Below are 21,145 nucleotides of genomic sequence, written 5' to 3'. Positions count from 1 at the left end.
GTCAGCGATCCGCCGTGCGGGTGAAGGGAACCGAGTCGGGCGCCACAGCGCCGCCGGAGATGATGAAACTCATCGCCTGGTCCACGCTCCAGTCGGTGGGCGTGAGCAGCTCCACCGGCACGATCTCCAGATAGCCTGAGGTCGGGTTGGGCGTGGTCGGCACGTACACCGCCGCCAGCTCACGGCCGGTGCCCTGTTCCTTGATCACCCGCGTGACCAGGCCGACCGACTTCATGTCGCGATGCGGGAAGTCGATCAGCACCACGCGCTGGGTGCTGCCGGGCTGGGTCTGCAGGATGTCGAGCAGTTTGCGCGCGCTGTCGTAGACCACGCTGGCCAGCGGGATGCGCCGCATGATCGCCTCGAACCAGCGCAGCAGGCGCTGGCCGATCACCCGCCGGCTCAGGATGCCGACGAACAGGATCACGCCCACGGTGGCGATCAGCGCGATGGTGTTCTGCACCCACAGCGCCTTGATCCAGCCCAGATAGTCGGGGAACGAGGCGGCGATGCGTTCGGACAGCGGCACCACCCACGGGCTGCTGATGCCCGACAACAGCGAGAACACGAACTTGACCACCACCCAGGTCAGCCAGACCGGCAGCAGGGTGAGCAAGCCGGTCAGGAAGACCCGTTGCAGGGAAGGGCGGGAATGCGGAGTGGGGGATTCGGACATGCGCGCATTGTAGGCATTCGGCCGTGCCCGGTGCAGGCGGGGCGGGGATTCGGGATCGGGCATTGGGGATTCGTCAAAGATGCTCTGCTGCGTTCTGCCGATGCCCCTGATTGGTGCGGCCATGTTGCGCGGCAATGCGCATCTGTTTGCCGCCATGTTGGCCGAACTGCCAGCCCAGCACCCGTTGCCGGCACAGTGCACCACCGCCCGTGCGCCGCTGGCGGTGGATGAGATCACGCTGTGCAACGCCTTGCACGGCCAGTCGCGCATGGCGTTTTCGCTTCTGCAGGAGAGGGTGCTGACGCAAAATGGCAACCTGTCCTTGGAAGAGCGCATGTCGCTGCGCGTGTGCGATCGCCAACGCACCCAGGCGTTGCTCGCCCCGACCTCGTGCCTGGCACGGTCAGGTCGATTGCGGATGCGCAAGCGTTTGCATGTGCAAAGCAGCCAGTGGCGGCATCGGTCGAACGCCGGAGCAGCGCGACAATCGTGCGTACAAGTCGGTGAATGCAGATGCGTGCAGCCTGTGAAAGACGCGCAGGTCACCAGACAGGCCAAGGCTGAAACACCAACATGCCGCGCCCTTGCGGGACGCGGCATGTGATCGGGTAACGCGTCAAGACAAAACGCTCGCACATCCAGTCGGCAGATTGCAGCGCCGACAAACGGCGTTTAGAAGCGGAAGTTCAACCAGCCCATGACGAAGGTCGAATCGCCGTAGCCGGCCTTTTCGAGCGCAGGCCCTGCCATCAGGTGTTCGGCGCGGAAGGTCACCGACCAGTTCGGGTCGATGTTCCAGGTGGCATTGATGCGCGGCATGGTGCCGATGCGGCGCTCGCCGGTGCTCTGCGTGCGTGCGTAGGGGCGTGCCTGGTTGTTGTAGATCGCATCGCTGGTGGTCTGCCGCCACAGGGTTTCCCATTCCAGGTTCACGGTGAGCTTGGACGTGGGCGAAAAGGTGAACGTGGGCGCGGCGGTGACCAGGTTGACCGGACCGAAGAACGTCGCCCAGCTGAAGTAGATCGTATTGCCGTACAGGAAGTTGTTGTTGCGCAGCGCGCCGGTACCAGAGGTGCCGCCACCACCGGAGGCGATTTCGCTATGGAAGCCCAGCCGCGGTTTCCAGCCCGATTCGCTCAGCGACCAGGCGTTGGAGGTGCTGGCCATGTAGGCGCGCAGGTCGCGCCCGCCGAAACTGCCGCGCTGCACGGTCACGAACGAATCGGTGCGCAGCTTGCCCACGTTGCCCCACAGGCGCAGCCCGTAGTAATTGCGCTTTTCCTCGGCGGTCTGCCGGCCCCACACCTGGTTGTCGTTGCGGAACTGGTAGAAGAACGGCTCCAGGTACATCGGCTTGGCGGTCGGCAGGCGATAGCCGCCGACCACGCCGCGGAAGTGCCGCGAGCGGTCGATGCGATCGTCGCCCAGGCCCTCGGTGCCATCCAGGTTGAAGTTGAAATCGAACACGTCCACGCGGGTCTTTTCGCCGATCGCCCAGGCGCGCGCGCCGTTGAAGGTCACGAAAATGTCGGTGTTGTCGCGCAGCGCCATCAAGGTGGTGGGGCCATCGACGAACACCTGGCGGCCGACGCGCAGGCCGGTGTCGGCGTTGCCGATGCGGCCTTTCACATCGAAGAACACCTGCTGCAGGATCGCGTTGTTCTCCTGGGTGCCGGTCTTGGCGCCTTCGTTACGCCCGTCCAGGCTGCCGTGCGCCAGCTCCGTATACAGACGGAAGTGTTCGCCGACATGAAAGTCCGCACCGAAGAACGCGCGCAACAGATATTGCTGCTGCGAATGGCTGCCCGGAATCAAACCCGGATTGGTGATGGTATTGCTGCGCACGCGCAGTTCGTTGCTGAGCGAGACATACACATCGCCCGATTCATTGAATGGAATGTACTTGAGCGGATCGAACGGGCCTTTGCGCTTGGACGGGTCCTTCAGATACGACCAGTCTTCGGCCCAGCGCACCTGCCACATGTTGCCACCCTGCTTGGCCCCCCAGCCCTGCGCCTCGAGCGGATACCCCTTGGCGGTCGCGGGAGCGGCGGGAGCTGCGGGCGCCGGCGCCTTTACCGGTTCCGGCTGGGTCTGCTCGGCATTGACCGGCGCGGTTTGCGCCTGCGCGAGTCCCAGTGCCGGCAGAGACAACCCGATCGCCAAGCACAGGCGCCGGGTGGCACCAAAGGAAGTTTCAGCCATGGCCGGCTGTGCCAAGCGTGCTAGTCGCATCGTGTCGCCCTATCAAAAAAGTGAGTCGTCTGAGCGAGTGGTATCGGCCCAGTGGGCAATGACTGTAGTGGAGCGCTGCCGCAAAGGGAGTAACCCAATGGTTCTAAGCACATGAGCAGGGATTGGGGGTCGGGATTGGGGATTCGCAAGAGCGAGCCTGCCGATAACGCGCTAGGTCTTCTTCAGTTCGCTTGCGTCGATTTACTGAAATCCCCGGTCGCTTGCCTTGGCAAATCCCTCGTCCCGATTTCCCGATCCGGGCAGACGACCGATACACCCGCTATACCCAAATTGGCATCAGCGTTGGGTTCGACCCGGCGGCGATGGTCAAGGAGCGAGCCCGACGCCTAGCTGCGAAAGTTTCAGAAGGAACCGAACGCCGGCACGGTGTCGCCAGCCTTGCCGGCGCAGGCCGGTGAGCCACCAGGGACGGCGTCATGACGGGTCCCGCAAGCGGCGAGGGCACCGCGCCCTCGGCCACGCAGTGCTCCGTCTTCGCCGACCAACAATCTGCCCATAAAAAAACGCCCCTTGATCGAAAGCGATCAAGGGGCGTTTTTTCCGCCGATCAGGCGCGCTTGCCGCGCTTGCGGATCGGGGTGACGGTCGCCGGATCGCGGCTGCCGACCGGGTCGGCGTCGTAGCGGGCAATGAATTCGCGCACCTGCGGGTACACCACTTCGCGCCAGCGGCGGCCGCTGAAGATGCCGTAGTGACCGGCACCTTCCACCACCAGGTGGCGACGATGCGCCGCGCCGATCCCGGTGCACAGGTCGTGCACCGCTTCGGTCTGGCCCAGGCCGGCGATATCGTCCAGTTCGCCCTCGATGCTGAGCAATGCGGTATTGCGGATCGCCGAGGGCTTGACCAGCTGGCCATCCACCTTCCACTTGCCCTGCGGCAGCAGGAAGTCCTGGAACACCACGCGAATGGTGTCCAGGTAGTACTCCGCAGGCATGTCGAGCACGGCGTTGTACTCGTCGTAGAACTGCCGGTGCGCCTGCGCGTCCTGCAGGTCGCCCTTGACCAGATCGGTATAGAAATCCCAGTGCGACATCACGTGCCGATTCGGGTTCATCGACAGGAAGCCGGCATGCTGCAGGAAGCCCGGATACACCTGCCGGCCATGACCCGGATACGGGAACGGCACGGTGTGGATCAGGTTGTTCTGGAACCACTCGATGCCGTTCTCCGTGGCCAGGTTGTTGACCTGGGTCGGGCTGCGGCGCGCATCGATCGGGCCGCCCATCATCACCAGCGAGCGCGGCGTGGGCTCCTCACCGGTGGCCATCAGCGACACCGCCGCAAGCACCGGCACGGTGGGCTGGCACACGCTCACCACGTGCAGGCGCTCGGCGCCGATGTGACGGATGAACTCCTGGATATAGCTGATGTAGTCCTCGAGCCGGAAGGCACCGGCTTCCAGCGGCACCATGCGCGCGTCCACCCAGTCGGTCACATAGACCTTGTGGTTGCGCAACAGGGTGCGCACGGTGTCGCGCAGCAGGGTGGCATGGTGGCCGGACAACGGCGCCACCACCAGCACGGCCGGCTGCTCCTTCATCTTGCCGATCAGCTCGACATGGTCGCTGAAACGCTTGAAGCGCAGCAGGCGGCAGAACGGCTTGCTCAACACCTCCCGTTCGATGATCGGCAGCGAGTGGCCGTCGACCTCGACATCGTCGAGCGCCCACGCCGGCTTTTCGTATTCCTTGCCCAGACGATGGAACAGCTCATTGCTGGCCGCCATGCGCTCGGCGCCCGGGAGCGAGGCCCACAGGCTGTCGGGGTCGGAAAACATCTTGGCGTTCGCCTGGGCCTGGTGTACCCAGGGGGCTAGCAGATTGCGGGTCAGCTCGTGCAATTGATAAAGCATTCCACCCATCCGTGCGGCTCTTTGCTGCCGCGCAGCATACCCCCTTTGGCGCATTAGCACCTTAATGGGGCTGCGGACGGTCGAGGCTGTCATACGACCTATGGCAGGCGTTAGCGCGTTGATTGGCCGCGATTTGGTTTGCCGCGATTGGTGATCCTTCGGATGGCGGTGCGAGCCGAAAGCGCGCGTTCGTCGCAGAACCCTGCTGCTGCTGGACGCGTCTTCTTTCCTGCAGGGCAGGGATGGGTGAGGTGCGCGGCAAAGACCCGTGCACTCAACCCTCATCAGCGCTCGATCTCCACCAGGCTTCGCACGCACCCTCATCCGCCCCCGCGGGGCACCTTCTCCCGGCGGGAGAAGGGAATGACGTTCCTCTGTCTGCGGGGAGATGAGTGGAATAAAGCCCCTCTCCTGCGGGAGAGGGGGTGGGGTGAGGGTGCGCGGCGAAGCCACTCGCCATGCGTGCCTCAACCGGCCAGCGTCCTGCTCAGCCGCGCTCCAGCGCGGCCGCCTCATCGGCCAACTGCGGCGACAACCAGCAGTGCGAGCCGAGTGCAGCAAACCCCACGCTGGCGAAGCGGCGCCGATACCAGCGCGCCGGCCGCGCCTGAAAACCATCGTGGTCGCCTTCGAAGGCATCCTCTTCGGCAAAGGTCTCCAGAAACGCCACGCCCGCGCACATCTCGGCCAGCCCCGGCAGGCCCTGGTTGAACTCGCGCGTGGGCACGTAATGCAGCACGTCCGAGCAGATCAGCAGATCCACCGGCGCGCATGGACGCAACCAGGCGAAATCGCCGAAGCGGGCAGGGTGGATCTGCCGGCTGCGCCCGTAGCGCTGCACGGCATAGGCGCTGCTGTCGAAGCCCAGATAGCTGAGCCTGGGCCGCAACGCCAGCAACGGTGCGCGCCACGCGGCCTCGCCACAGCCGATATCCAGCACGCTGCGGATCGGGCGCTCCAGGTAGTACTCGGCCTGGCTTACCGCCAGTGCGACCTTGCGTCGCAGGCGTGCAGGGTCGGCCAGCCCGGCATCGCGATACCAGCGGCTGAAATAGTGGGCGTCGTACTGTTTGTCGTCGGGCTGATGCATGGACGGATGTGCTTTCGCGCGAGCGGATAGGTGAAAATGCGGGCCATCCTACGCCAGCCAGCGAAGCCAGCACATGACCCTGTACCTGTGGATCAAGACCTTCCATCTGTTGTTCGTCACTGCGTGGATGGCGGCGGTGTTCTACCTGCCACGCATCCTGGTCAACATCGCCGAAGCCGGCGCCGAGCCTGCGGTACGCACACGCCTGGTGCTGATGGGGCGCCGCCTCTACAAGTTCGGCCACGGCATGCTGGGGCTGGCGCTGCTGCTGGGCGCGGTGCTGTGGCAGGGCTACCGGGTGATTCCGGATTTCCCCACCATGGTGGCCGGTGGCTGGATGCACGCCAAGCTGTTCGCGGTGGCGTTGATCCTGGCCCATTACATCGTGGCCGGACGCTGGTTGAAGGGCGTGGATCAGGGCCGCAGCCTGCCAAGCGGTCGCGCGCTGCGGCTGTTCAACGAGGTGCCGGTGGTGTTGCTGGTCGGGGTGATCTGGCTGGTGCTGGCCAAGCCGTTCTGAGCGTTGTTGAAGTACAGGCAGCGCGTGCGTTTGCCTGACGCTGTCGATGCGCGGCCGACGATGGTGATGCGACCCCGGGGGGTGCAGGCCGGCACCGCGTGCCGACGGCGGACATCCCCTGGGCGCGCAGTGCCGACACGCATGGGAGACAAGCCGGGATCCGGCGACGTCTGCGGCCGCACACCCGGATCAACACCGCCAGGAACGCGAACGCGATCAGGATGAAGATCCAGTACAGCGGCCGCCTGCTGAGTACGACATGCGCGCAGCAGGCGCCCTGCAAGACCGGTGACAGGAGAGGCAGGGCTGATTGCGACCAGGTCCTCCCTCGATGACCAATCGTCTTGCTCGCTGGCGATGGTGCACGCAGCACCATCGCCTCGGCGTATCGCCGATCAGTTGCCTTCGTAGGCGCCGTAGCTGCGCAGGCGCTCGTAACGCCGCTGCAGCAGGCCCTCGACCGGCAGCTTTTCCAGCGCTTCCAGCTCGTTGAGCAGCACCGCCTTGAGGCGCTTGCCCATCTGCTCGGGATTGCGATGCGCACCGCCGGTGGGTTCGCGGATCACCTTGTCGACCAGGCCCAGGCCCTTCAGGCGCTTGGCGGTCAGGCCGAGCTGCTCGGCGGCGTCCTTGGCCTTGGCCGCGTCCTTCCACAGGATCGAGGCGCAGCCTTCGGGCGAGATCACCGAATAGGTGCCGTATTCCAGCATCAAGGTGCGGTCGCCCACGCCGATCGCCAGCGCGCCGCCGGAGCCGCCTTCGCCGATCACGGTGCAGATCACCGGCACTTTCAGTTCGGCCATCTCCAGCAGGTTGCGCGCGATCGCTTCGGACTGGCCGCGTTCCTCGGCGCCGATGCCGGGGTAGGCGCCCGGGGTGTCGATGAAGGTCAGCAGCGGCAGGCGGAAACGCTCGGCCAGCTTCATCAGCCGCAGCGCCTTGCGGTAGCCCTCCGGACGCGGCATGCCGAAATTGCGGGCGACCTTGCTCTTGGTGTCGCGGCCCTTCTGGTGGCCGATGATCACCACCGCGCGGCCATCGATGCGGCCCAGGCCACCGACAATCGCCTTGTCGTCGGCATAGGCGCGGTCGCCGGCCAGTTCCTGGAATTCGTCGCAGATGGTGTTGATGTAGTCCAGCGTGTACGGGCGCTGCGGGTGGCGCGCCAGCTGCGAGACCTGCCAGGCCGACAGGTCGCGGAAGATCTGTGCGGTCCGCACGCGCAGCTTGTCGCGCAGCGCACGCACCTCGGTGTCCACGTTGACGGCAGGGCCGGTGCTGGCCTTGCGCAGTTCCTGGATCTTGGCTTCCAGATCGGCGATGGGTTGCTCGAAGTCGAGGTAGTTGGGATTCATGCAGTGGTGTCGTCAACGTAAGGCGGGGAGTGTAGCCGAAGCGGTGCCGTCGGCCCGTACGGAGCCGTTCGGTGGCATGGCCGGGATTGGGCATTCGGGATTCGCAAGAGCACTATCGCGGCTTCGACGTGGCAGTAGACCGCCGTTGCGAATCCCCAATCCCGAATGCCCAATCCCCGCCCCTCACGCCCACGGAGGGCTGTACTTGATCTTCAGGGTCCGCACCGCGGGATCGGCGCGCAGGCTGTCCATCAGCTGCTGGTCGATGCGCACCGAGTGGCTGCCGTTGAGGTCGAGCATGCCGGCCACGCCGCCGCTCGGGGTGCGCAGCAGCAGGTCCAGGCGCAGGGGGGTCTTGCCGGGGCGGTGCTTGGCCAGCAGGGCGTCGATGCGCTTCCAGGCCTGCTTCTCGCGCAGGTCCAGGCGCAGCGACAGGCGTTGCGCGTGGTCGGCGCAGATCTGCTCGTAGTCCCAGCATTGGCGGATGCGCAGGCTGTAGCCGCCGTTGAACTCGTCCTCGCGCAGGCCGCCCTTGACGATCAGGATGCGGTCGCGGGTGAGCAGGTGGCCGAACTCGGCCATCGCATCGGAAAACGCGCTGCATTCGACCCGGCCACGGCCGTCTTCGAGCTGCACGAACACCTGGCTGTCGCCCTTGCGGCGCACGCCGATCACCTGGCCGGCCAGGATCGCGCTGACTTCCGGGCGCCAGGCGCGTTTTTCGCCATCGCCGCCACCACCGCCTCCGCGTTGTTGCGAGGCGAGGATCTTCTCCAGCGCTCCCAGGTCGCAGCCGACCAGCTCGCGCACTTCGTCGCGGTGCGGGTCGAACGGGTGACCGCTGAGATAGAAGCCCAGTGTCTCGCGCTCGCCGGTGAGCAACTGGCCCAGCGGCCATTCCTTGCTTTCGGGCAGGTCCAGACGCAGCGCCGGCGCGCTCGGGTCCGGCCCGCCGAACAGCGAGTTCTGGCCCGAGGCGCGCTCGCGCGCCAGCTGCTCGGTGGCCTTGACCACTTCCGGCAGCTGCAGCATCAGCGAGGCGCGGTTCTTGCCCAGGCCGTCCATTGCGCCGGCATTGATCATCGCTTCCAGCGTGCGCCGGTTGAGCTTGGCGGTGCCCACGCGCGTGCAGAAATCCAGCAGCGTGGTGTAGGGGCCGCCGCGCTGGCGTTCTTCGACGATCGCCTCGCAGGCGCCCTGGCCGACGCCCTTGATCGCGCCCAGGCCGTACTGGATCGTGTCCGGGCTGGCAGCTTCGAACATGTAGGCCGACTCGTTGACGCGCGGCGGCTTGACGGTCAGGCCGAGGTTGCGCACCTCATCGAGGAAGCCCACCACCTTGTCGGTGTTGTCCATGTCCGAGGACAGCGTCGCGGCCATGAACTCGGCCGGGTAATGCCGTTTCAGCCATGCGGTCTGGTAGCTGACCAGCGCGTAGGCGGCCGCGTGCGACTTGTTGAAGCCGTAGCCGGCGAACTTCTCCATCAGGTCGAAGATTTCGTCGGCCTTGGCCGCGCTCACTCCGCCCTTGGCCGCACCTTCGCGGAAGATCTCGCGGTGCTTGGCCATTTCGGCCGGCACCTTCTTGCCCATTGCCCGGCGCAGCAGGTCGGCGCCGCCCAGCGAATAATCGCCGACGATCTGCGCCATCTGCATCACCTGCTCCTGGTACACCATGATCCCGTAGGTGTCCTTGAGGATGACTTCGGTGCGCGGATCGGGGTAGACGATCTCCTGCTGGCCGTGCTTACGCGCGTTGAAGTCCGGGATCAGGTCCATTGGGCCGGGGCGATACAGCGACACCAGCGCGATCAGGTCTTCGAAACGGTCCGGGCGCGCGTCCTTGAGCAGGCGGCGCATGCCCGAGGATTCGAACTGGAACACCGCGCCGGTATTGCCCGAGGCGAACACGCCCTTGTAGGTGGGTGCATCGTCGAGCGGAATGGCACTGATGTCGACCGGGTCGATGCCGGCGCGCGCGTGGCGCACATTGATCGCCTTGACCGCCCAGTCGATGATGGTCAGCGTGCGCAGGCCCAGGAAGTCGAACTTCACCAGGCCCACCGCCTCGACGTCGTCCTTGTCGAACTGGGTGACCTGGTTCTTGCCGCGCCCGTCGGCGTCGTGTTCGGCGAACAGCGGGCAGAACTCGGACAGCGGCTCGGGTGCGATCACCACGCCACCGGCGTGCTTGCCGGCATTGCGGGTGAGGTCCTCGAGCTGACGCGCCAGGTCCATCAGGTCGCGCACGTCGTCTTCGACCTGGTAGCGCTGGATCAGGTCCGGCGAGGCCATCTCCGAGTCCTTGCCTTCGCCCATCGCATCCTTGAGCGTGATGCCCAGGATGTTGGGGATCAGCTTGGCCACGCTGTCGACCAGCCCGTAGCTGAAACCGAGCACGCGCCCGGCGTCGCGCACCACCGCCTTGGCCGCCATGGTGCCGTAGGTGATGATCTGGCTGACCCGTTCGCGGCCGTACTTGCGCGCCACGTAGTCGATCACCTCGTCGCGGCGATCCATGCAGAAGTCGATGTCGAAGTCGGGCATCGACACGCGCTCTGGATTCAAGAAGCGCTCGAACAGCAGGTTGTACGGCAGCGGATCCAGATCGGTGATCTGCAGCGCCCAGGCCACCAGCGAGCCGGCACCGGAACCGCGGCCCGGGCCGATCGGAATGCCCTGGTTCTTGCCCCACTGGATGAAGTCGGCCACGATCAGGAAGTAGCCGGGGAAGCCCATCTTGATGATGGTGTCCAGCTCGAATTCCAGCCGGTCCACATAGTCCTGGCGGGTCTTGCCGGGCGCGATCGGATTCTTTTCCAGGCGTGCGGCCAGGCCATCGCGCGACTGGCTGCGGATCCAGCTGTCCAGCGTCTCGTCTTCGGGCACCGGGTAGGCGGGCAGGAAGTAGGTGCCCAGGCGCATCTCGATGCTGCAGCGCTGTGCCAGCGCCAGCGTGTTGTCGATCGCGTCGGGGACATCGGCGAACAGCGCGGCCATCTCGTCGCCGGATTTGAGGTACTGCTGGTCGCTGTACTCGCGCGGGCGCTTGGGATCGTCGAGCACGCGGCCGGAGGAAATGCACACGCGCGCCTCGTGCGCATTGAAGTCGCTGGCATACAGGAAGCGCACATCGTTGCTGGCCACCACCGGCAGGCCGCGCACACCGGCCGCATGCAGCGCGAACTGGTTGAAGCGTTCCTCGCCCTCGCGTCCGGTGCGGGTGAGTTCCAGGTGCAGGCCGTCGCCGAATACGCGCTGCCAGTCGGCCAGCTGCTGCTCTGCCAGGTCGGCGCGGCCTTCGCCGAACAGGCGCCCGGCCAGGCTGTCGCGGCCGGCCAGGGCGAACAGGTTGGCATGGCCGCTCTGCAGCCACTCTGGGTGGATCGCCACGCCGCCCTCGGGGCGGTGGCCTTCCATCCAGGCGCGGGTCAGCAGGCGCGACAGGCTCAGGTAGCCTTCGCGGTCGCGGCACAGCAGGGTCATGCGCCAGGGCGTCATGTCCGGGGTGGCGATCATCACGTCGGCGCCGGCGATCGGCTTGATGCCCACGCCTTCGGCGGCCTTGTAGAACTTGACCAGCGCAAACAGGTTGTTGAGGTCGGTGACCGCCAGCGCGGGCATGTCGAGTTCGACCGCGCGGCTCAGCAGGTTGGCCTGCTTGGCCTTTTTCGGGTCAGCCTGATCCGGTTTCTCGGGCACACGGATGGTGGAATCCGCCAGCGAGAATTCGGTGTGGACGTGCAGATGGACGAAGCGGGAAGTGGACATGCGAGACCGGAATAATGCGGGGTCAGGGTAGCGAGCGTGGTCGGGTCGGACAAGGCTTGACAGCACCGGCGCGGCGCCGCGGCCAGCTGCCACGGGGGCCGGGCGGTGTGGCCGATTCAGGCGTCGGCTAGCTGCATGCAGCGCAGCGGTGGCGATTGCGCGGATCGGCGGCGTGCGCAGCCGGGTGTGCGGGACTTCATGCTCAAGACCCTGGCCGAACCGGCCGCCTGCGCGCCCATGGACGGATGGCGCCGGTAGCGGGCCGGGTCTGCCTGGGTTGCGTTCCGGTCAGTCGGCCCGCAGCAGGTCATCGGCCGGCGCCGCGCAGGGCACGTCCCATGGCGATCGTGCCGCCTCGATTCCCAGGGCACGCCGTACCGGGGCGAAGCTGCGACGGTGCTGCGGGCACGGTCCGTGGCTGCGCAGCGCGGCCAGGTGCACCGGCGTGGCGTAGCCCTTGTGCTGGTCGAAGCGGTACTCGGGATGCTCGGCGTGCAGTTGCTGCATCAGGCGGTCGCGGGTGACCTTGGCCACGATCGAGGCGGCCATGATGGCGCGGTCGAGCGCATCGCCGCCGATCAAGGCTTCGGCCGGGCAGGGCAGTCCCTTGGGTACCCGGTTGCCGTCGATGCGCGCAAACCCGGCCACATGCGCCACCCCTTCCACCGCGCGGCGCATGCCGAGCATGGTCGCCTGGTAGATGTTGATGCGGTCGATCTCCTCGCTGTCGATCAGCACCACCGACCACGCCAGCGCCCGCTCGACGATGCGCGCATACAGCTGCTCGCGCCGCTGCGCGGTCAGCTGCTTGGAATCGTCCAGCCCGTTGATGCGCGGCTTGCCGGGGTCGAACACCACCGCCGCCACCGCCACCGGCCCGGCCAGCGGGCCGCGCCCGGCTTCGTCGACACCGGCAATCAAACGCCGGGATTCGGCATTGGGGATTTGGGATTGGCCAAACAAGGGCGACTGGCGCGCCTCGGCGTGTGTGCCCGAAGCAATGATCTTCACGTTTTTGCTCCTGGCGAATCCCCAATCCCCACTCCCGAATCCCCGCCTTCCAGCAGCTCCGCCACCGCATCGGCCGCGCGTGCCGATGCATCGCGGCGTAGTTCCGCGTGCAGGGCGAGATAGCGCGGTTGCAGCGCGGCGACCTTTGCCGGGTGCCTGAACCAGTCCAGCAGGGCCGCGCACAGGCGTTCCGGAGTGCACTCGTCCTGCATCAGCTCGGGAGCGAGGTCGTCGTTGGCCAGGATGTTGGGCAGCGCGTAGCGGTTGACCTTGAGCAGGCCCAGCGTCCTGACGATGCGGTAGGTGAGCGGGGCGACCTTGTAGCCGACCACCATCGGGCGCTTGACCAGCATCGCCTCCAGCGTGGCGGTGCCCGACGCCAGCAGCACCACGTCGGCGGCCAGCATCGCGGTGCGCGCCTGGCCATCGAGCAGGTGCGAGCGCAGCACCGGCAGCGACGAGCGCGACAACTGCTCGGCCAGCAGCTGCTTGCAGCCGGGATTGGCCGCCGGCACCAGCACGTGCAGGTTGGGCAACTGCTCGGACACCAGCCAGGCGGCCTGGAAGAACGTCTCGCCGAGCTTGCTGATCTCGCCATGCCGGCTGCCGGGCAACACCGCCAGCACGGTGCTGGAGGCAGACAGGCCCAGCGTGGCGCGCGCGGCGGCGCGATCGGCCTGGTAAGCGATGTCGTCGGCCATCGGATGGCCGACAAAGCGCGCATCGATGCCGTGCCTGGCGTAGATGGGCGGCTCCATCGGAAACAGGCACAGCACCAGATCGGCGCTGGCACCGATCTTTTCCGCACGCTTCTCGCGCCATGCCCACACCGACGGGCTGACGTAATGCACGGTGCGCACGCCGCGCTGCTTGAGCCAGCGCTCGACCGACAGGTTGAAATCGGGTGCGTCGATGCCGATGAACACGTCCGGCTTCCATGCCAGCACACGCTCGCGGAACGCACGGCGCAGCTTCAACAGCCGCGGCAGATGCTGCAGCACTTCGGTCAGCCCCATCACCGCCAGCTCGCTGGCATCGAACCAGGTCTGGCAGCCCGCACCGCGCATCGCGTCGCCACCGATGCCGACGAATTCGGCAGCCGGATAGCGGCGCCGCAGCTGTTCGATCAATCCGGCACCCAGGAGGTCGCCGGAAGCTTCGCCGGCGATCAGCGCGATGCGCGGGGAGCAGGGATTGGGGATTGGGGATTGGGGATTGGCCAGCGCGTCGTGCACGACTTGGCCCGGTGTGGCAAGGACGTTTTCCATCCCCAATCCCGAATCCCGAATCCCGGCCTTCATCGCAACAACGGCCTTTCCGCCGCCTCGATGAACTCGAGCAGGCCGCGCACGTCCTCGCTGCTCTTGGCCTGTTCGGCCAGCTGCGCCTTGGCCTCGGCCAGCGGCAGTCCGGCGACGTACAGCGTACGGTAGGCGCGCTTGATCGCGGTGATGCGCTCGGCATCGAAGCCGCGACGCTTGAGCCCTTCGCTGTTGATGCCGCGCGGGCGGCCCAGCGACTCGCTGCCGACCATGGTGAACGGCGGCACGTCGCCGTTGGTCAGCGCACCCATGCCCAGGAAGGCGTGTGCACCGATCCGGCAGAACTGATGCGCACCGGCAAAGCCGCTGATGATCACGTAGTCGCCCACGGTGACATGGCCGGCCAGCGTGGTGTTGTTGGAGAACACGCAGTGGTTGCCGACATGGCAGTCGTGCGCCACGTGGGTGTAGGCCAGCATCCAGTTGTCGTTGCCGACCACGGTGATGCCGCCACCGCCGCCGGTGCCACGATTGATGGTGACGAACTCGCGGATCACGTTGCCGTCGCCGATCACCAGCTCGGTGCGCTCGCCGGCGTACTTCTTGTCCTGCGGTTCGCCGCCGATCGCGGCGTGACCGACGAAGCGGTTGTTGCGGCCGATCCGGGTCGGGCCGTGGATCGAGCAATGCGGCCCCACCTCGGTGCCCGCGGCGATCTGCACATCGGCGCCGATCAGCGAAAACGCGCCAACGCGCACGTCGTCGGCCAGCTGCGCCGACGGGTCGATCATCGCGGTGGGATGAATCAAGGGTGCTTGATCACGCATCGTGTCTCACCTCCAAAAACGGGTTATTCCTTGGCGCCGGCGCACATGACTTCGGCACTGGCCACTACTTCGCCGTTGACCTTGGCCTCGCCGTAATAGCATCCCATGTTGCGGATCAGGCGCTTCATCTGCACTTCCAGCATCAGCACGTCGCCCGGCACCACCTGCTTGTTGAAGCGGGCGTTGTCGACCTTGACCATGTAGAACAGCTTGGACAGCGCGTCGCGTCCCAGCCCGAGCTGGGTCATCACGCCACCGGCCTGCGCCAGTGCCTCGATGATCAGCACGCCGGGCATCACCGGGCGAGAGGGGAAATGGCCCTGGAAAAACGGCTCGTTGATGCTGACGTTCTTCTGCCCGACGATGCGCTTGGCATCCAGGTCGAGCTCGACCACCTTGTCGATCAGCAGGAACGGATAGCGGTGCGGGATCAGCGTCTGGATCTGGTTGACGTCGATCGGCAGCTCGTAAGTGGGGTGACTCATTCCTGTCTCTTATACACATCTAGATGTNTCGCTGGTCCTCGGCGAGCCAGACTTTGGTTGCCGCGAAAATATCTGCATCGGCCGTATCGCTGTCTCTTACCCACATCTAGATGTGTATAAGAGACAGTTCTTGCGCCACGTGCGATTGTCGGTGAGAGGGGTGCCGGACGAATACTCGCCCGGCTCATGGATGGAATTGCGCACCACCGACTTGCCGGTGATCACCACCTTGTCGCAGATCTCCAGGTGCCCGACCACGCCCACATGCCCACCAAGCAGGCAGTAACGGCCGATCCTGGCACTGCCGGCGATCCCGGTGCAGCCGGCGATGGCGCTATGTGCGCCGATGTGGCAGTTGTGCGCGATCTGCACCAGGTTGTCCACGCGCACGTCTTCTTCCAGCACGGTGTCTTCCAGTGCGCCGCGGTCGATGCAGGTGTTGGCACCGATCTCGCAATCGTCGCCGATCACCACGCCGCCCAGCTGCGGCACCTTGATCCAGTGGCCGGCATCCATCGCCAGGCCGAAGCCGTCGGCGCCGATCACCGCACCGGGATGGATGCGCACGCGCTTGCCCAGCCGCACCCGGGTGACCAGGGTGACGCGGGCGAGCAGCTCGCTGCCGTCATCGACCACGCAGTCCTCGCCGATGATGCTGCCGGTGCCGATCACGCAGCCATCGCCCACGCGGCTGCGCGCACCGATGCTGACAAACGCGCCGACGTGCGCGGTCGGCGAGACCTGTGCGCTGGGATCGATCACTGCCGAAGGATGAATGCCCGGTTCGCGCACCGGCGCCACATCGAACAAGGCGGCGATCTTGGCGAAGGCGGTGTAGGGATCCTTGGCGACCAGCGCGGTGCCGCGTGCGTCCTGCGCATCGTCGGCGCGCAGCACCACCACGGCGGCACGGGTCTGGCCCAGCTGCGGCCGGTAGCGCGGATTGGACAGGAAGCTCAGCTGTCCTGCGCCGGCATGCGCCAGGGTGGCGACGCCGCTGACTTCGGTGGCGCCATCACCGACGAGGGTCAGACCAAATTGTTCGGCAATCGCACTGGCGGTCAAGCGCATCACGGTGAACCTCTTGTAAACAGCATGCGGCTGTTTTTACGGAAAAAAAATAGCCAAGAATCCGCTAAACAGTCAGGGGTATCTGTTGCCTGGCTGCAACCGAGCGGCTAATCCAGGAAGATGCGTAGGAAAACTCTCCTCTCTGTGTTCACCGGTGTGATAGTGCTGGGCGCTGTCAGCAGCGCATCAGCTGACGATTTGGCGCAGCAGCGCGCCAATGCGCAGAGCTTCTGGGACCAGTAGATGCAATGCGTGGACTCGCCCGATTGGCGCCACCGCCGGCTGCCTAGGCAACATCTGGACTAACTACTTGTAGTTTTTTGTTCATTCCTGAGCATGCTTCAAGTGAAAACAGCGGCCTAGCAAGAGGCCGCTGTCATACGTCCATGATTGTAACAGATACCGTTGTAAAGTGAAAATCATGGTGCCCGAGAGGTTGGTTCTGGAGTGTAAGTCCGCAGAATCTCATTAGTCTAATTCAATTATTTGTGTATTGCCCAGTTTGACTCGGGGGTCATCTAGGAATGTTCCGACGGCCTGCTCCAAGTGGAGCATCGATAATTGCGGAAATTCTGCCTGCTTGCGAAAATGTTCTCTGACGTATTGCCAGTGAAATATAGATAGGCGCATCACCTTTTCAAATTCCAGAAACATCTCGACTGTTGCAGCGTAATCGGAAAGTAAGTTGCTTTGGTCAGATTGGGGGCTTGCTTTAAATGAGTTGCCGAAAATGGTTTCAAAACCTGCTGTGCCCCTTGCTAGCGGTTTGGAAATCATTGGCAGGATCGTTGATCCAGTCTTTCTTGCCATAACAGCTGTACCCAATGGTACGTTCAGTTGACGTCCGCAGAACGGGATAAGTAAAGTGTCTTTTTCGTTCTTGAAAACATCAGGCATGATCACTACGATTGAACCTTCGCCTAGCGCTTTTAGGGCTGTTGCGAGTCCCCTTCGATTGTCGTGGATGAATGCTATACGTGGATTGTCCTTCCATAAGATCTGACAGAGATCGTCAAAAATGTCGTTGCCTCTGTGTGTATTGGGGTCGCCGTAAAAAACTAGTACTGATTTTTTTTTGCTTAAGCGCTCAACGGCGGCTATGATTGAAAGAATATAGTGGCCATGGTGTGGGGTCGCAAGTAATATGCCCTCGTGTGAATTTGTAGCAATCTCTAGTTGACTGTAATCAGATTTGTCGAAGTCTTTTACGAGATGAAGTACGCTGTCTTTTTTAAGACTTTTTACCTTGTCATTGACTACTAGCTTTTGAAAGTACCAATGGTAATAAGGGCCAATTTTATTTTCTCCAGAGAAGAGAAGTGCATTTTTAATGGCTTGCAAGTCATTGTCGTCCAATTCAATTTTTATTTTTTTCTCAAGCCATTGGTTTCTCTCTGTTATCGTGAGTAATGGTTTAAAGAGGGTTATCATGAATCTTTGAAGGGTGGGTATTAGGTTAAATCGCATCATTAATTGCCATTGACCTCTGTATGGTAATTAATTTTTCCAGAGCGTCTTTGATTTTTTGGGTTGGTGGGTGTTTGATTGAGCTATATAAAATCATCGATTGAAACAATCGAAGTCTTCGCAGCGCATCTCGGCGTCTCTCGTCAAGGTAACGATTCGGCTGAATTGAACGTGCCAGCCACTCGGAGCCAAGTTCTTCGCAGTTCCGCAAGTAGTCAGTTAGAAAATTTAATGTTTCTATAGGTGGCGTCGCACCATCTAGAGTCACCATTGCTTGGCCTAGCCAAACATGTAGGTGGACGTCATATTTTTGTGGCCCGATTAACTCAATTGCAGAAAGGAAAAATAATTTATTATTCTTCTTTGTTAGGATTGGAGCATCTTGTGCAGAAGTAAGTTGATCTGAAAATATAATTGCTAAAACCGGTGTATTAGTGGATTTGCCGAATTCGTTTAGCAATTCAGTAGGAGTATGGCTGCCGCCCGTTGATGGGGCTACGACTATAAGCGAGGGGTGTAGTTTTTGCCATAAATTCAAATGAGAAAGCGTTTCAGTCGTGGTGGGGATTACTATTAGGCCGCTTCTGAATTCGGTTTTAATGAAGTCGTTAACGATATCTAGGTGTGATAGTGGCTTATTAGACTCGTTTTCTTGTGATCCTATACTAGAGATTGAATGTGCGCTCTGTTGGCTCAGAAATGGAGATCCTCTGCTCATCCTTGCAGTTCTCACTACTAGTTAAATTGGCTTTTGTTAACTCTTGCACAAAAAAATGACCCGGCTATGCCGGGTCATTTTTATCTAGCTTTAAGCCGGGTTGTTGCGGCAGCCGCAACAGTCGCTGGTGATAGCCTGTGCTGAAAAGGGAGATTCAGCATGCATGAATGCGTCAACCTTACCTACAATCGCAGCACCTACGTGCATCGCTGACTCGATAACCTCAACTTGCACGGCGTTGATAAGATCCATCTTGTTTCCTTTGCGTTAGATTTAGCGGCTACTTGCCTCTCCTGAACGGATGTTCAGGAGTCATGATCGTAAGCTTAAGCAGCCGTTTTCGCAACATTTCATGCGCTATTAATGGGTTCAATAGCCGCCCGAGAAGGTGAACTGCAGACGTTCGATCTCGTCGTTGTCTTCCTTCTTCAGCGGGAACGCGTAGCTGATCGAAATGGGGCCGACCGGAGCGCGCCACAACAGCGCCACACCGGTGGAGGCGCGCAGCTCGTTGGCCTTGAAGTTGTCCACGCCGTCGTAGACGTTACCGAAGTCGAAGAACGCCGACACGCGCGCCGACGGGCTGTCGAACAGCTTGGGGAAATACATTTCCACCGAACCGACGGTCTTGAACGAGCCACCCAGCGGCTGGCCGCGGTTGAAACCTGGAAGCACTTCCGAACGCGGACCCAGGGTGTTGTCCTCGAAACCACGTACCGAATTGGTACCGCCGGCATAGAAGTTCTCGTAGAACGGCAGGCCCGTGGCAGTAACGGTGCGGATTCGGTTGCTGCCGTTGCACCCCTGCTCGGTGTAGCCGTTGCTGTTGATCACGCCACACAGATCACGCGTACTGTCGTTGCCATAGCTGTCGCCGTAACCCAGCTCGAACCGCGTGTTCAACACCAGCGCCGGAATGATCGGCCAGTAGTTGGAGATCTGGTAGTTGAACTTGTAGTACTCGACCGTGGAGCCGGGCAGGGTGGTTTCCAGGCCAACGCGCTGGTACATGCCGCGGGTGGGCATGAAGAAATCGTTGCGGGTGTCGCGTGCCCAGCCCAGTTCGGTACGCCAGGCATGGAAGGTACGCGTACCGACTGCATCGATGTAGTCGATGATCGCCCGCGGTGTTCCCTGGAACGTGTTGATCTGGTTGCTGTCGATGCCGACCATCGCCGAGACGGTATCGTTCTAGGTGATCGGCACGCCGAACACCACCTGCGCCGAACCATTCTTGCTGTTGTACTGCGCGGTATTGAAGTCCGAGTAATCCAGCGAGCGCCAGGACAGGTTGTAGCCCAGCGACACGCCGTCGTCGGTAAAGAACGGATTGGTGTAGGAGAACGCGTAGCGCTGCTGGAAGGTGCTGCGCGAAGCTTCCACCGCCACCCGGTTGCCGCCGCCCAGGAAGTTGTTCTGCGACAGCTGCACCGAGGTGGTCACGCCGAAGCTCTGCGAGTAGCCCAGGCCGAACACGAAGCTGCCGGAGGTGGTTTCCTTGACGTTGTAGACCACGTCGACCTGGTCGTTGCTGCCCGGCACGGCCGGCGTTTCCACGTCCACGCTCTCGAAGTAGCCCAGGCGCTGCAGGCGGATCTTGGAACGGTCGATTGCCGCCTGCGAGTACCAGGTGTTCTCGAACTGGCGCATCTCGCGGCGCAGCACCTCATCCGAGGTGCGGCTGTTGCCCTTGTAGAGGATGCGACGCACGGTCACGCGCGGGCCCGGCACCACCTGCAGGTTCACCGCGACGGTGCGGTCCTCGCGGTTCGGGGTCGGGATCGGGTTGACCTTGGCGAACGCGTAACCGACGTTGCTCAGCGTGTTGGTGATCGCATCGGAGGTGTACTCCAGCAAGGCGCGCGAGAAGATGTCGCCGGCCTTGGGGATGACCAGGCGCTCGATGTCGGCCTGCGGCAGCACGGTGTCGCCGGTGACCTTGATCTCGGAGATCTTGTACTGCTCGCCTTCGGTGACACCAGCGCTGACGAACATGTCGCGCTTGTCGGGGCTGATCGAGACCTGGGTGGAATCGATGCTGAAGTCCACGTAGCCGCGGTCCAGGTACCAGGAATTGAGCTTCTCCAGGTCGCCGGACATCTTTTCCTTGGAGTACTGGTCGTCGCGGCGGTACCACGAGGCCCAGTTGTGCTCCTTGGACTCCCAGTTTTCCAGGATGTCCTCGTTGGCGAACTTCTCGGTGCCGATCAGGTTGACGTGGCGGATCTTGGCCGCCTTGCCTTCCTTGATCGCAATCGCCACATCCACGCGGTTGCGGTCCAGCGGGCTGACGGTCGGGGTGATCTCGACGTTGTACTTGCCGCGGTTGTTGTACTGGCGGGTCAGCTCCTGGGTCACGCGGTCCAGGCTCAGGCGATCGAAGGTGCCGCCCTCGGTCAGGCCGATGTCGCCCAGGCCCTTGAGCAGTTCCTCGGACTTGATGTCCTTGTTGCCGGTCACGGTGAGCTTGTTGATCGCCGGGCGCTCCTTCACGGTGATCACCAGGATGTTGCCCTGGCGATCGAGCTGCACGTCCTCGAAGAAGCCGGTGCGGTACAGCGCACGGATCGAGTCGGCGACCTTGCCATCGTCCACGGTGTCGCCGCGGTTCACCGGCAGATAGGTGAACACGGTGCCGGAGGCGATGCGCTGCAGGCCGTCGACGCGGATGTCGCTGGCAACGAACGGCTCTGCGGCCAGGGCAACGACTGGCAGGCTGAGGCCGGCGGCGAGAGCGAGGGCAAGCAGGCGGCGAGTGGGAAGACGCGTCATGTCACATCC

Annotated in this window: 13 protein-coding genes and 4 pseudogenes; 3 read left to right on the top strand and 14 right to left on the bottom strand. The window is 63.2% G+C overall.

The window, feature by feature from the left end:
* Position 1: 1 nt before the first annotated feature.
* Positions 2-676 carry a DUF502 domain-containing protein gene (locus C0541_RS14150; RefSeq protein WP_115050361.1) on the bottom strand — a complete coding sequence of 225 codons (675 nt, stop codon included), beginning with the start codon at positions 674-676 and terminating at the stop codon, positions 2-4.
* Positions 677-770: 94 nt separating this feature from the next.
* On the opposite strand from C0541_RS14150, the pseudogene C0541_RS21385 reads away from it, so the two are divergent.
* Positions 771-1,094, top strand: a pseudogene (locus C0541_RS21385) (hypothetical protein); the annotation flags it as partial.
* Between the two features lie 254 nt (positions 1,095-1,348).
* Here the strand turns inward: C0541_RS21385 and C0541_RS14140 are convergent.
* From C0541_RS14140 to C0541_RS14130, 3 genes are all read right to left on the bottom strand, one after another.
* A complete protein-coding gene (locus C0541_RS14140; RefSeq protein ID WP_161960073.1) occupies positions 1,349-2,911 on the bottom strand; it encodes an alginate export family protein in 1,563 nt (520 codons plus the stop codon).
* 568 nt (positions 2,912-3,479) lie between these two features.
* On the bottom strand, positions 3,480-4,787 hold the full coding sequence (locus C0541_RS14135) for a polyhydroxyalkanoate depolymerase (RefSeq protein ID WP_161960072.1): 1,308 nt from the start codon (positions 4,785-4,787) through the stop codon (positions 3,480-3,482).
* Positions 4,788-5,274: 487 nt separating this feature from the next.
* Complete coding sequence (locus C0541_RS14130; protein WP_115049259.1) at positions 5,275-5,877, bottom strand: class I SAM-dependent methyltransferase; 603 nt, start codon at positions 5,875-5,877, stop codon at positions 5,275-5,277.
* A gap of 73 nt (positions 5,878-5,950) precedes the next feature.
* Between C0541_RS14130 and C0541_RS14125 the strand changes: the two genes are divergently transcribed.
* The gene (locus C0541_RS14125; RefSeq protein ID WP_115049257.1) at positions 5,951-6,397 is read left to right on the top strand and encodes a CopD family protein; all 447 of its coding nucleotides are present in this window, start codon (positions 5,951-5,953) and stop codon (positions 6,395-6,397) included.
* A gap of 395 nt (positions 6,398-6,792) precedes the next feature.
* On the opposite strand, the gene C0541_RS14115 is transcribed toward C0541_RS14125, so the two are convergent.
* From C0541_RS14115 to lpxD, 7 genes and pseudogenes are all read right to left on the bottom strand, one after another.
* On the bottom strand, positions 6,793-7,752 hold the full coding sequence (locus C0541_RS14115; protein WP_053045248.1) for an acetyl-CoA carboxylase carboxyltransferase subunit alpha: 960 nt from the start codon (positions 7,750-7,752) through the stop codon (positions 6,793-6,795).
* A gap of 183 nt (positions 7,753-7,935) precedes the next feature.
* Positions 7,936-11,523, bottom strand: a complete 3,588-nt coding sequence (gene dnaE, locus C0541_RS14110) for a DNA polymerase III subunit alpha (RefSeq protein ID WP_115049253.1) — start codon at positions 11,521-11,523, stop codon at positions 7,936-7,938.
* A 288-nt stretch (positions 11,524-11,811) separates the two neighbouring features.
* Positions 11,812-12,534, bottom strand: a complete 723-nt coding sequence (locus C0541_RS14105) for a ribonuclease HII (RefSeq protein ID WP_115049251.1) — start codon at positions 12,532-12,534, stop codon at positions 11,812-11,814.
* A complete protein-coding gene (gene lpxB, locus C0541_RS14100; RefSeq protein WP_161960071.1) occupies positions 12,531-13,802 on the bottom strand; it encodes a lipid-A-disaccharide synthase in 1,272 nt (423 codons plus the stop codon). Before lpxB ends, C0541_RS14105 begins: the two co-directional genes overlap by 4 nt.
* Positions 13,803-13,831: 29 nt before the next feature.
* On the bottom strand, positions 13,832-14,623 hold the full coding sequence (lpxA, locus tag C0541_RS14095) for an acyl-ACP--UDP-N-acetylglucosamine O-acyltransferase (protein WP_115049249.1): 792 nt from the start codon (positions 14,621-14,623) through the stop codon (positions 13,832-13,834).
* 23 nt (positions 14,624-14,646) lie between these two features.
* Complete coding sequence (gene fabZ, locus C0541_RS14090) at positions 14,647-15,108, bottom strand: 3-hydroxyacyl-ACP dehydratase FabZ (RefSeq protein WP_115049248.1); 462 nt, start codon at positions 15,106-15,108, stop codon at positions 14,647-14,649.
* 126 nt (positions 15,109-15,234) lie between these two features.
* A pseudogene (gene lpxD, locus C0541_RS14085) lies at positions 15,235-16,179 on the bottom strand (UDP-3-O-(3-hydroxymyristoyl)glucosamine N-acyltransferase); the annotation flags it as partial.
* A gap of 120 nt (positions 16,180-16,299) precedes the next feature.
* Between lpxD and C0541_RS21570 the strand changes: the two are divergent.
* A pseudogene (locus C0541_RS21570) lies at positions 16,300-16,495 on the top strand (hypothetical protein).
* Between the two features lie 152 nt (positions 16,496-16,647).
* On the opposite strand, the gene C0541_RS14080 reads toward C0541_RS21570, so the two are convergent.
* The 3 genes and pseudogenes from C0541_RS14080 to bamA form a co-directional block, all read right to left on the bottom strand.
* Positions 16,648-17,610 (bottom strand): hypothetical protein, encoded by a 963-nt coding sequence (locus tag C0541_RS14080; protein ID WP_161960070.1) that lies wholly within the window; start codon positions 17,608-17,610, stop codon positions 16,648-16,650.
* Positions 17,611-17,635: 25 nt separating this feature from the next.
* Positions 17,636-18,364 (bottom strand): hypothetical protein, encoded by a 729-nt coding sequence (locus C0541_RS20775; protein ID WP_153064989.1) that lies wholly within the window; start codon positions 18,362-18,364, stop codon positions 17,636-17,638.
* A 369-nt stretch (positions 18,365-18,733) separates the two neighbouring features.
* Positions 18,734-21,136, bottom strand: a pseudogene (gene bamA, locus C0541_RS14075) (outer membrane protein assembly factor BamA).
* Positions 21,137-21,145: the final 9 nt, after the last annotated feature.

It is taken from the genome of Xanthomonas arboricola (assembly GCF_003353015.1).
GTDB classification, from domain to species: Bacteria; Pseudomonadota; Gammaproteobacteria; order Xanthomonadales; family Xanthomonadaceae; genus Xanthomonas; species Xanthomonas arboricola_E.
Note: the sequence above shows the minus strand (reverse complement) of the source record. Positions and strands in the feature narration are given on the sequence as shown.

Coding starts and splice junctions, on each gene's coding strand:
- C0541_RS20775 (WP_153064989.1), bottom strand. CDS start 18,364: ATGAGCAGAGGATCTCCATTTCTGAGCCAACAGAGCGCACATTCAATC.
- C0541_RS14130 (WP_115049259.1), bottom strand. CDS start 5,877: ATGCATCAGCCCGACGACAAACAGTACGACGCCCACTATTTCAGCCGC.
- C0541_RS14140 (WP_161960073.1), bottom strand. CDS start 2,911: ATGCGACTAGCACGCTTGGCACAGCCGGCCATGGCTGAAACTTCCTTT.
- C0541_RS14135 (WP_161960072.1), bottom strand. CDS start 4,787: ATGCTTTATCAATTGCACGAGCTGACCCGCAATCTGCTAGCCCCCTGG.
- C0541_RS14125 (WP_115049257.1), top strand. CDS start 5,951: ATGACCCTGTACCTGTGGATCAAGACCTTCCATCTGTTGTTCGTCACT.
- fabZ (WP_115049248.1), bottom strand. CDS start 15,108: ATGAGTCACCCCACTTACGAGCTGCCGATCGACGTCAACCAGATCCAG.
- C0541_RS14115 (WP_053045248.1), bottom strand. CDS start 7,752: ATGAATCCCAACTACCTCGACTTCGAGCAACCCATCGCCGATCTGGAA.
- C0541_RS14150 (WP_115050361.1), bottom strand. CDS start 676: ATGTCCGAATCCCCCACTCCGCATTCCCGCCCTTCCCTGCAACGGGTC.
- C0541_RS14080 (WP_161960070.1), bottom strand. CDS start 17,610: ATGATAACCCTCTTTAAACCATTACTCACGATAACAGAGAGAAACCAA.
- dnaE (WP_115049253.1), bottom strand. CDS start 11,523: ATGTCCACTTCCCGCTTCGTCCATCTGCACGTCCACACCGAATTCTCG.
- lpxA (WP_115049249.1), bottom strand. CDS start 14,623: ATGCGTGATCAAGCACCCTTGATTCATCCCACCGCGATGATCGACCCG.
- lpxB (WP_161960071.1), bottom strand. CDS start 13,802: ATGGAAAACGTCCTTGCCACACCGGGCCAAGTCGTGCACGACGCGCTG.